The organism is Streptomyces sp. NPDC005151 (genome assembly GCF_053599875.1).
Genome location: NZ_JBSFYR010000061.1, coordinates 35,529 through 46,095 on the forward strand (window position 1 = coordinate 35,529; position 10,567 = coordinate 46,095).

Here is a 10,567-nt window from a genome sequence, read left to right on the forward strand (position 1 = left end):
TTGGTAACACAGGATGATCGCCGCCGGCCAGAGGCGGTGACCCAGGGAGTCCCCGGTCAGTGCGGGGGCACGCCCCGCTGCTGGCGCAGCGCTGCGACCCTGCGGTACAGCTCGACCGCCTCGGTGCCCCGGCCGAGTTGTTCGAGGCAGTGCGCCTCGTCGTTGCGGCTGGCGAGCGCGTCGGGGTGATCGGCTCCGAGGACGCGTTCGCGGGCCTCGGCAACCGTGCGGTAGACGGTGAGGGCTTCGGGCCAGCGGCCGAGCCAGCCGAGGCCGACGGCGACCTCGCGGCGGCTGATGAGGGTGTCGGGGTGGTCGGGGCCCAGGACCCGTTCCCGGATCGCGCACACGTCGCGTGCTTCGGTGAGGGCTTCCTCCCAGCGGGCCAGCCGCCCCAGGTTGACGCCGAGGCCGTGGCGGGCCCGGAGCGTCTCGGGGTCGGCGGGGCCGTTCACCCGGGTCCGGTCGTCGACGAGCGCGCGGTAGAGCTCCAGGGCCTCCGCGCTGCGGCCGAGTCTGCCGAGACTGATGCCGACCTCGTCGCGGGCCGAAAGCGTGTCGGGGTGGTCGGCGCCGAGGGCTCGCGCGCGGCCCTGAGAGACTTCCCGGTAGGTCTGCAGGGCGTCCGTCCAGCGCCCCAACTGACCAAGGGTGTATGCGACTTCATAGAGGGTGACCAGGGTGTCGGGGTGGCTCGCGCCGAGCAACCGGGTGCGGGCGTGCGCCACGTCGCGGGCCATCCGGTACGAGTCCTCCAGGCGCCCGAGCCTGCTGAGGTTGAACGCGAGGTCGTGGCGGCAGCGGAGGGTATCGGGGTGGTCGGGGCCCATCGTCCGTTCCCGGGAGGCGAGCACCGCGGCGTACACCTGGTGTGCCTCGAAGTGGCGGCCGAGGCGGCCGAGTACATATGCCATCTCCTGTTGGGCGGCGAGGGTCTCCGGGTGGTCGGGGCCGAGAGTGCGTTCGCGGCCCTCGGCGACGCGCCCGAATTCGCGCAGCGCGTCGGCGGCGCGCCCGGTGCGGCTGAGGGTGAACCCCACCTCGTACCGGCTGGAGAGGGTGTCGGGGTGGTCGGGGCCGAGGGCGTGCTCGCGTTCGGCGGCGACCGCGCGGTGCACCTCGCCGGCCTCCTCCCAGTGACCGAGCCGTCCCAGGTTGAGGCCCGCGCTGTGCCGGTTGGCAAGGGTGGAGAGCAGCTCCGGGGAGGGGGTGGGCCGCTCGGGCCGGGCGGGCGGCAGCCCCCCGGTCAGGGCCCTCAGGTCGGTGCCGGTGGTCCACTCGCCGGTCAGGCCCGCGGAGTGGTCGGGCGGGGCGAGACCGAGTTGCATGGCGCCGGACGCCTTGTGTCCGGTGGTCATGCCCCGGGTCCAGGACGGCAGCCGGGGTTCGCCGTCGGGCGGCTGCTGTCCCGGGCGTACGACGGGGACCGGCGGGGCGAGCCGGACACGCCCCGACGGTCGTGGGGGTTCGGACGCCGGAAGATGCTGCTGTTCACCGGTGCGTCCGACGGCGATCCGCTGCCGCAGGTCGCCCGCGTCCGCGGGCCGCTCCTCCGGGGTCTTCGCCAGCAGCTCCAGGACAACGCGGTCGAAGAAGCCGGGGAGTTCGGCGCGGTGGGTACGGAGCGGTTCCGGCTGGGTGTCGCGGTGTCCGACGAGGACGGCCCAGGCGTCGTCGAGGTCGAACGGCGGAACCCCTGTGGCGATCTCGTAGAGGACGCAGCCCAGCGAGTAGAGGTCGCTGCGGTGGTCGACCTGGCCGCCGCTGATCTGCTCGGGCGACATGTAGTGCGGGGTACCCATGGCGATGCCCGTACCGGTCAGGCGGGAGGTGAAGCCGATGTCGTGGCCGAGCCGGGCGATGCCGAAGTCGCAGATCTTCACCGTGCCGTCGGCCAGCCGCATGATGTTGGCGGGCTTGAGGTCGCGGTGCACGATGCCCTGCTGGTGGGTGTAGCCGAGGGCGTCGGCGACCTGCTCGGCGATGTCGACGACGTCCGGGACCGGCAGCGGATGCTGCTTGTTGTCCTCCAGGAGCTGGCTGAGGTTGCGGCCGTCGAGGAGCTCCATCACCAGGTAGAGGACGCCTTCGTACTCGCCGAAGTCATGGACGACGGTGACACCGCGGTGCTGGAGGGCGGCGGCCACCCGTGCCTCTCGGCGGAACCGTTCGCGCAGGATCCGGGTGAACGACTGGTCGTGCTGGGGCCCCACCGGCTTGAGGCATTTGACGGCCACGTGGCGGCCCAACGACTCGTCGCGGGCGCGCCACACCTCGCCCATGCCTCCGCGCCCGATCAGATCGAGCAGCCGGTACCGGCTCTGGATCAGCCTGGTGTCCGCCATCGCGTGCTGTCGCCCCCGTCGCTTCGCCTACTGCTGCGCCCTCCCCGACCCGTCCAGTATGGCTGTCCGGCTGCGGAGTTTGGAGGGGGTGGGGCGGCTGCCGGGACCGAGTCGTTCCATTGCCTTCACAATGTGGCCGGGCGGGAGTTGCCAGCGCAGTCGTGAGGGGATGCAGCGCAGGGCGGTGCCGGTGGCGCGCAGCCGCCGGTCGACGGTGTGCGGGGGCGGCGCGGCCCTGCCGTAGAGCTCATGGGCGTAAGGGGGCAGTGACTGGTAGGCGAGTGCTGCGACGCGCCGCCAGAGGAGTTCGCGCACCGGTACCAACAGCGCGGGGACGGGCGGGCGGCGGAGGAAGGAGTCGACATCGAACGCCTCGGCTCCTGCGGCGAGCTCGGGGCGCACCCGGTCGAAGTAGGCGGCGAGCTGGGCGGTGGTCGCGGGTACACCGTCGGGGTCGAGGCCCACCAGGCGGGCGCTGGTGCGGTGTTCGTCGATGTAACGGTCGGCCTGGGCGGCGCTGAGCCTCTGGCCGGAGCGGAGCTGCACCTGGAGGTAGGAGTCGACCTCGGCGCAGTGCACCCAGAGCAGCAGCTCCGGTTCGTCGACGCCGTACGTCTCGCCGGTCGCCGGGTCGGTGGCCTTGAGCAGCCGGTGGATCCGGCGGACGCGGGCGCCCGCCTTCTCGGCGGCTTCGGTGGTGCCGTAGGTGAGGGTGCCGACGAAGCCGGCGGTGCGCATCAGCCGCCCCCAGGCGTCCTTGCGGAAATCGGAGTTCTGCATGACGCCGCGGACGGCGCGCGGGTGCAGCGCCTGGAGGTAGAGGGCGCGCACCCCGGCGATCCACATCATCGGGTCGCCGTGCAACTGCCAGGTGACGGATTCAGGACCGAAGAGCCCCGGGTCGGCTTCCACCATGACTGCTCGTAACCTCCCGCTCGGCCGCGTACGCACGTATGGCGTATTCACCCACAGGATGCGCTGTGACCGGGCTGATGCTCCAGGCCCCGCTCCGGCTCGGTCACACCCCGGCGTTGACCGCGACGCCGACCCGGCCGCCATCGACGTCGAGCACGGTTCCGTGGACGAACGCCGCCTCGTCGTCCGCCAGGTACACCGCCGCCTGCGTGATGGCCTCGGGGCTGCCGACCTGGCCAGCCGGAGTGCCCTTCATCATGAGCGTGGGCCTCACGTTCCTCGGCACGCGGGAGAGAGCGGCACATCGACGGCTCCCACACGTGGTCGGCCCGATGTGTCAACGCGTCGGCCCTGTGTGGTTCCTCGCGTCAATCGTGGGGGACGACCGCGACAGGGCAGCGTGCGTGATGGATGGCGGCCTGGGCCACGGGGCCCAGGCGCGGTGCCAGGGCACGATGGTGCTGACGTCGGCCGACGACCAGCAGATCGGCACCCTCGGCGGCCCGCACGACAGCCTTGGCGGGGCTTACAAGTGCAGTGCTGTCGGTGACGTCCACCTGCGGGAACCTGTCACGCCAGGGGCGGAGGGTCTGGCTGAGGAGCTTCTGTGCGTCCTGAACGATTCCTTCCGCCACGTTATGGTCCGCGCCCCAGGGCACGTATGCGTCCACCGGCAGGCTCCGGCCGTGGACGGCCCGAAGAGGCATGCCTCGCGCGGCAGCGGTCTCGAAGGCGAATTGGAGCAGGTCGTCGCAGGGTCCGTGCAGTTTGAGCGCCACCACCACGCCGCCTGTCGCAGTTCGAGTGGGCTGTGGGCCGTCTTCGCCCGTACTGGCTCGCACCAGGACCACCGGCCGCTCGGCGCGTGCCACGACGGGCATGCTGATGTCGCCGAGGAAATAGCTCTCGACGGGCACCAGCCCCCGCGAACCGAGCACGATCATCTCGGACTCCGATGCCGCTCGCAGAAGCGCGTGCTCGGCATCGTCGGCGACCAGGCTGCCGACGACGGAGAGGCCCGGGTCGTGTGCCTGGAGCTCCGCCCGCGTGTTGTGCACAATCCGCCTCGCCCAGTAGTTCTGATCCATCTCGGCGGGAATGCGGGTCGGTTCCGGCACCAGCAGAGGCCACGCGTGCAGCAGGCGCAGCGTGAGCTTGCGCCGCTCAGCTTCGTCGGCGGCCCAACGGGCAGCGGCCAGGCTCTCGGGTGACCCGTCGAGGCCGACGGTGACGACTGGCTCCATGACGACTGCCTCTCTCTCGCAAGAAGCCGGAACGACGGTGTGGGAGCCGTCTTCCCGCACTGCTGTGGCCCCTGTGCCCCGGTCCAGGCGTGGAGGACGACGGCAGGGGATCGACGGGGTGAGCATCTGCGCAGACGCGCCGGGCACGGGTTCTCTTCATTCGACAAGTACCCCAGATCCTCCGGTGACGCATGCGGAACCCGGCGTGGCGCTCGGGGAGGAACCCGGTCCGCGCGCGGCGGCGGACAGGAGGTGGCGCGTGCTCCGGTGGTTGTGCGTCGACGGGCCCAACCGGCGGAGTGGCATCTGGAGCGCGAGATCCTGCGCCGGGCGGCCCAGTATTTCGCCAAGGAGATGAAGTGAGGTCCCGCCGCTGGGACTTCATCTCCGCACACGGAGGCGAGTTCGGCGTTCAGCGGCTGTGCCGGGGTCAGGGCAAGACGGTCCTGGTCCGCTTTCAGCTCCCCGGCCCCCGGTGCCGGGTATGAATGCGGCGGCCGGGGTGAGTTTCGAGATCACCTGCCCGTACGCGGCTCGCGTCGTCCCGAATGGCGGCCGCGACACGCTCCTCCGCGGGGGCCGACGTGCTGCGGCGCGCAAGCCTCAAGCGGCGGCGAAACGCGCACGCGCCGTCCCCGCCTAGACGAGTGGCTCCGATGTACCTGGTCGCGTCTGGTCGGCTTGCGGGGGTGAGCGCAGGGCCGACGACCTCCAACGGCATCATGGAGGTCCGACCCTGAAGGAGTGCCGCCCGTGCGACTGGTTTCCGGTCCCTTGTTCGGCGAAGTGGATCTCACCGCTTCAGTGGAGGAACTGGCCGGCTTGGCAAACGCGGTGGCCGAGGGCGACGGGTTCATCGGCTCCACGTCACCACTGGACGGTGACACCTTGGCAGGGGCCGAAGTCAAGAAGGCTTCCGGCCCCCGGGTTCGGATCGAACTGGACGCCTCGCGGCAGGTCCTGGTGATCAGCGGCGATCCCGGCGCCAGGGCGATCCTCGCAGCCAACCTCCAGAGCATGGCCACTGCCGAGGACGGTGGCCACCTCCCCATCGACTACTTCCCCGAGCACCCCTACCTCGTTGAAGGGTCTCTGCCGATCGTGGTCAACAGCCCCCACGGAGGGATGCCGACCCGGTGATTGACGGGAGGGCCGCCGTGGCGATCAGTGATCGTAGGCGACCAGCGAGCGGGTGACCGGTGCACCGATCCTGTTATCCGGCGAGGGAGAGGACGCCGAGGTTGTGGTGGGTGGTGTAGCGCCACTCGATGGTCATCGTCGCTGCCTCGATCTTCTACAGGGGAAGGGTGACCCAGATGCTCTTTCCCTGGCCGTCCGCGTCCCCGCGTACGACCACGGTGCCACCGAGCTGGACGGTGAGTTCGACAACGGTGGCCAGCCCGGTACTGACGCCGCCGGTGACCGCGGTGTAGAGGGCGGGCTGGTGGGGGTGGCGGTCGTGGACGGCGAACGCGAACGTGTCCGGCCCGCTCGCGAAGATGACCGTCACGTTCGGGGAGAGCACGGCGGCGTGCCGCACGCTGTTGGTCACCAGCTCCGCCAGGATCAGCAGCGCCGGATCCACGCTCGGATGGCGGCGGCTGATACCCCACTCCGCCATAACCTGCTCCGTCGTCTCACGCGCTATCCGCACGGCCGAGCCCATCGTGGGCAGGGTCAGCACATGCCGGTACGGCAAGGTTTCCAGCTGCGTACTCACCGGGCCTCCGGGGAGGCGAGGCGGAAGCCGTTGGCTGCCTGCGGACGGATCCGTACGAGGGTGTCGTGCGGGCCGTGGGCCCAGCCCTGCAGCGTACGGCGGTAGTGGGCCGCCTCGTCCGCGTCGCTGACGAGTTCGGCCGGTCGGGTCATGGTGACGGTCCAGCCGGTGCCGCCGGCCCCCCGGATCTCGTCCGCCTGATAGGTCAGTTCGACCTGGTCGGCCAGGGCGGTCTCCTGGGCCGGGGTGCGGACGATCAGGTGCCCGTACTGCATGACGTGCACGGCCGGGCGGACCACGGCGATCTCGCGCTGGAAGTAGACCAGGCGTCCCTGACTGGCGCTTTCCAGCAGCCACAGGGCCTCCGCCCTGGACACCTCGACCATGCGGCGGGCGATGGAGGCAGTCATCGGGAAGACTTTTCGGTCACAGGGGCGATCCGGCCGGGGGCGGGCAGCAGCCCGGCCTTCTGCAGGTGGGCACGGGCCCCGGCGATGGCCTGCGGAGTGGAGGCGTACTCGCGCCCCTCCCGCTGCAACAGGGCCAACGCACCGACGGAATCGAGGGCCTGGCGCTGGCCGGGACGGATACCGGAGGTCATCACGGCGATGCCGCGCCGGTTCAGCTTTTCCACGGCGTCCTTCAACACCAGGGCGCCGGTGGCATCCATCGTCGACACCCGCGACATCCGCAGGATCACCACGCGCACGTCGGCGACCTCGGAAAGCTCAAGGAGGAAGCGGTGGGCGCCGGCGAAGAACAGCGGCCCGTCGATCCGGTACGCGACGATGTGCTCGGCCAGCAGAGCATGCTCCTCTTCACTGTGCTCGCCGGGCAGATCGGGCCGGAAGTCCACCTGGTCGATCCGGGCCTGGCGGGCCACCGCCCGAAGCGCCAGCGCCCCGGCCACCACCAGGCCGATGATGACCGCGTAGACGAGGTCGAGTACGAGGGTGGCGGCCGCGGTCAGGACGAGGACGAGCGCGTCGGAGCGGGTCGCGCGGGCCATCGCCCGCAGCGCGCCGACCTCGACCATGCGGATCGCGGTCGCGATCAGCACCCCCGCCAGCGCGGCCAGCGGGATCTTGGAGACCAGCGGAGCTGCGGCGAAGACGATCACAGCGAGAACGGCGGCGTGGGTGAGCGCGGCCAGCCGGGATCCCGCGCCGGTACGGACATTGACCGCGGTACGGGCGATGGCGGCCGTCGCCGGGACGCCGCCGAACAGAGGGGCGGCCAGATTCGCGATGCCCTGCCCGAACAATTCCTTGTCCGGGTCGTGCTTCTGCCCGACCGTCATGCCGTCCGCGACGGTGGCCGACAGCAGCGACTCCAGCGCCGCGAGCGCGGCCACCGCGACCGCAGGGGCGATCAGCGAACCCAGCGACGACAGGTCCAGGAAACCGAGCGAAGGGGCAGGCAGTCCGGAGGGCAGATCCCCGATCGGGGCGGCTCCGTCAAGGTGGAAGAGCTGGGCGGCCACAGTGGCGGCGATCACCGCGACGATGGAGAACGGAACGGTCGGGCGCCAGCGTGCGCCGAGCAGCATCACGGCCGCGACACCGGCTGCAAGAGCAACGGCAGTCCAGTGCGGGGTGCGGACGGACTCCTCGATCGCGCGCCAGGTCACCACCAGGACCTTGTCGCCCTCGGGCTTGGCCACGCCGAGCGCGCCCGGGATCTGCTGGAGCCCGATGACGCAAGCGATGCCCAGGGTGAATCCCTCCACCACCGGGGCCGGGATGTACCGCATGTACTGGCCGGCTTTCAGCAGGGCGAGCACGACCAGCAGCACACCGGCCATCAGCCCGACGGTGAGGACACCGCCGGGCCCGTACTGGGCGACGATCGGCACCAGCACCACCGTCATCGCACCCGTGGGACCGGAAACCTGGAGATTCGACCCGCCGAACAGCGCTGCCAGGGCACCCGCCACCACGGCAGTCGCGAGTCCCGCTTCGGCGCCGAGCCCCGAGGAGACACCGAACCCGAGCGCGAGCGGCAGCGCCACGATGGCGACGGTGAGGCCGGCGAGCAGGTCACGGCGCGGATTACGGCCCATGACCAGGTAGTCGGCGCGGGCAGGCAACAGGGAGCGCACCCGCGCCCAGGACCGGTCCAGCAACATATTCACTCGGCCGCTACCTCTGCTTCCCGCAGCTCGGCCAGCAGTTCGTTCTGCCCGGTCAGCACCTCCGTCAGGATCCTCCGCGCCGCCCGCATCAGATCCGCGACATCCCCGCCGGCCAGCTCGTACACCACGGTCGAGCCCTCCCGGGCAGCGGTCACAATCCCCGAGCGGCGCAACACCGCCAACTGCTGCGACAGCGCCGACGGCTCCACCTCGATCGCCGCCAGCAGGTCGCGTACCGGCATCGGCCCGCCCTGCAGCAGCTCCAACACCCGTATGCGCACCGGGTGCCCGAGCATCCGGAAGAACTCGGCCTTGGCCTGATACAGCGGAACCGGCACGGTCTCGAACGCTCCCCATCACCCGGGCACCTGGGACATCGCTTGGCGCTGTGCCCGCGGCTACCTACGGACACAGCCCGCACAGCATGTAACGAATTGCAGAATTTTGCAATTTATTATCTGATGCTCGCGCTGCGGCCTCGCACCCTCGGCCCTCGACACCCCTGGGTCATGGGGGCGCCCGCGGAGCAGACCCGGACATGACGGCGGCCGTGCGCGGCGGCGAGGTCCGCGTAGTAGCTGGCCGGTCCGAGCGCGGCGGCAGCAGGCAGGCCGCGCAGCGACCACCGGAGCCCACGTCTCGGGGCTGTCCGCAGTTCCCGCCCTGGCCTCGGCCAGCGAGTCGATCAGCCGGGCACCCGGCCGCCCACGTCGGCCTGCCAGGGCCCGAAGCGCGTCGAAACGGTCCGCAGAACCAACCGGAGCCTCGCCTTCGTCGTGGAGGCATCCGGCCGAGGTCGCATTCCTGGCGAAGCCCGTTCGGCGCTGACGCTTGACTTCGACCACGGTCTCCTCCGTAACGTCATCCCATGTCGGACGAGAAGAACTCGGGCGGGCCCGGAAAGCTGCCGCGCTCGCTGTACGAGCGCGAGCTGTACCGGCTCCAGACCGAGCTCGTGAAGCTCCAGGAGTGGGTTCGGGCCGAAGGCGCACGGCTCGTCGTCGTGTTCGAGGGGCGTGATGCGGCGGGCAAGGGCAGCACGATCAAGCGCGTCACTGAGCTCCTCAATCCCCGGGTAGCACGCATCGTCGCGCTGCCGCAGCCCACTGAGCGCGAGCGCAGCCAGTGGTATTTCCAGCGCTACGTCGAGCATCTTCCAGCCGCAGGGGAAGTGGTCCTGCTCGACCGGAGCTGGTACAACCGCGCGGGCGTCGAGCGCGTCATGGGTTTTTGCACCATGGAGGAACACCAGCGGTTCCTTCGCCAGTGCCCGATCTTCGAGCGGATGCTGGTGGAGGACGGCATCCTGCTGCGTAAGTACTGGTTCTCGGTGAGTGACGCGGTGCAGGAGCAGCGATTCCGGCGTCGGCTGGAAGATCCCACCCGCCGATGGAAGCTCTCGCCGCTGGACCTGGAATCGATCAGCCGCTGGGAGGCCTATTCGCGGGCGAAGGACGAGATGTTCGTCCATACGGACATCTCGGAAGCTCCCTGGTACGTGGTCGAGAGCGACAACAAGCGCCGGGCACGGCTGAACATGATCGCCCATCTGCTGTCGACCGTGCCGTACGAGGCGGTCACTTGGCCGGCGATCGAACTGCCTCGACGCCCGTCGGCCACCGGATACCAACGTCCGCCGAGGGACCTTCAGACGTACGTCCCCGACCATGCGTCAGAACTGTGCGAATGAGGCGGGCAGGTCTCGTACGGTCAACTCGCCAGAGGCGATGACCGGGCTGCCCGGGGTGCCGCGCTGGTGGCGGGCCACTTCGGCGGCGTTGCCGGTGGTGGGGTCCACGGCGGTGACGATGAGTTCGTCGCCGTGGAAGCGGGCCCAGACCCTCGTGTCGATCAGCGGGTGCGGAACTGAGTAGCGCACCGCCTCGACCGAGACCGTCGCGTCCCAGTTGACCCGGCGGGTGGTGCCGAACGCGACGGTGAAGGGCTGCTTGGGCAATGGGTGCAGCCGCTGCTGTTCCTCGGCGAGCATCTCGACCGGGCGGCGCCGGGTCTCGCGGTGGACGCGGTTGTTGACCTCCTCGCAGAAGTCGCGGCAGGCCGCCTCCAAGACCGCGAAACTGCGGTACTCCTCAAGGAGGTTGACTTCCTTGGGGACTAGGCCGATCCTCCGCACATAGCTGAATCGGATGAACTGATGAGCTGGCCGGTACTTCGGTGGGTGTGGGTCGTTGTTCTGAACGTGTCGATA

Annotated in this window: 9 protein-coding genes and 3 pseudogenes; 3 read left to right on the forward strand and 9 right to left on the reverse strand. The window is 70.3% G+C overall.

What is annotated here, in order from left to right:
- Nucleotides 1-56 precede the first annotated feature (56 nt).
- The 4 genes and pseudogenes from ACWD6R_RS27290 to ACWD6R_RS27305 form a co-directional block, all read right to left on the reverse strand.
- On the reverse strand, nt 57-2,345 hold the full coding sequence (locus ACWD6R_RS27290; RefSeq protein WP_451821130.1) for a tetratricopeptide repeat protein: 2,289 nt from the start codon (nt 2,343-2,345) through the stop codon (nt 57-59).
- Nucleotides 2,346-2,372: 27 nt separating this feature from the next.
- On the reverse strand, nt 2,373-3,260 hold the full coding sequence (locus ACWD6R_RS27295; RefSeq protein WP_451821131.1) for an oxygenase MpaB family protein: 888 nt from the start codon (nt 3,258-3,260) through the stop codon (nt 2,373-2,375).
- A 103-nt stretch (nt 3,261-3,363) separates the two neighbouring features.
- Nucleotides 3,364-3,522, reverse strand: a pseudogene (locus tag ACWD6R_RS27300) (SDR family oxidoreductase); the annotation flags it as partial.
- A 106-nt stretch (nt 3,523-3,628) separates the two neighbouring features.
- The gene (locus ACWD6R_RS27305; RefSeq protein ID WP_451821132.1) at nt 3,629-4,504 is read right to left on the reverse strand and encodes a universal stress protein; all 876 of its coding nucleotides are present in this window, start codon (nt 4,502-4,504) and stop codon (nt 3,629-3,631) included.
- 284 nt (nt 4,505-4,788) lie between these two features.
- Between ACWD6R_RS27305 and ACWD6R_RS27310 the strand changes: the two are divergent.
- Together ACWD6R_RS27310 and ACWD6R_RS27315 are read left to right on the forward strand one after the other, a co-directional pair.
- Nucleotides 4,789-4,941, forward strand: a pseudogene (locus ACWD6R_RS27310) (IS3-like element ISRhosp1 family transposase); the annotation flags it as partial.
- A gap of 316 nt (nt 4,942-5,257) precedes the next feature.
- Nucleotides 5,258-5,644 carry an Imm32 family immunity protein gene (locus ACWD6R_RS27315; RefSeq protein ID WP_451821133.1) on the forward strand — a complete coding sequence of 129 codons (387 nt, stop codon included), beginning with the start codon at nt 5,258-5,260 and terminating at the stop codon, nt 5,642-5,644.
- A gap of 154 nt (nt 5,645-5,798) precedes the next feature.
- Here ACWD6R_RS27315 and ACWD6R_RS27320 read toward each other — a convergent pair whose 3' ends face one another.
- From ACWD6R_RS27320 to ACWD6R_RS27335, 4 genes are read right to left on the reverse strand one after another with little or no spacing between them, the layout of a single operon-like run.
- Complete coding sequence (locus ACWD6R_RS27320; protein ID WP_451821134.1) at nt 5,799-6,224, reverse strand: ATP-binding protein; 426 nt, start codon at nt 6,222-6,224, stop codon at nt 5,799-5,801.
- Nucleotides 6,221-6,634: a pyridoxamine 5'-phosphate oxidase family protein gene (locus ACWD6R_RS27325; RefSeq protein WP_451821135.1), complete on the reverse strand. Its 414-nt coding sequence runs from the start codon at nt 6,632-6,634 to the stop codon at nt 6,221-6,223. Before ACWD6R_RS27325 ends, ACWD6R_RS27320 begins: the two co-directional genes overlap by 4 nt.
- Nucleotides 6,631-8,352, reverse strand: a complete 1,722-nt coding sequence (locus ACWD6R_RS27330) for a SulP family inorganic anion transporter (protein ID WP_451821140.1) — start codon at nt 8,350-8,352, stop codon at nt 6,631-6,633. The genes ACWD6R_RS27325 and ACWD6R_RS27330 overlap by 4 nt, the downstream gene beginning before the upstream one ends.
- Before the next feature lie 2 nt (nt 8,353-8,354).
- Entirely contained in the window at nt 8,355-8,696 is a 342-nt protein-coding gene (locus ACWD6R_RS27335) for an ArsR/SmtB family transcription factor (protein WP_451821136.1), read from the reverse strand.
- Nucleotides 8,697-9,226: 530 nt separating this feature from the next.
- Here ACWD6R_RS27335 and ppk2 point away from each other — a divergent pair.
- Nucleotides 9,227-10,048, forward strand: coding sequence for a polyphosphate kinase 2 (ppk2, locus tag ACWD6R_RS27340; RefSeq protein ID WP_451821137.1), 822 nt, complete (start codon nt 9,227-9,229; stop codon nt 10,046-10,048).
- Between the two features lie 36 nt (nt 10,049-10,084).
- Here the strand turns inward: ppk2 and ACWD6R_RS27345 are convergent.
- Nucleotides 10,085-10,567, reverse strand: a pseudogene (locus ACWD6R_RS27345) (Mu transposase domain-containing protein); the annotation flags it as partial.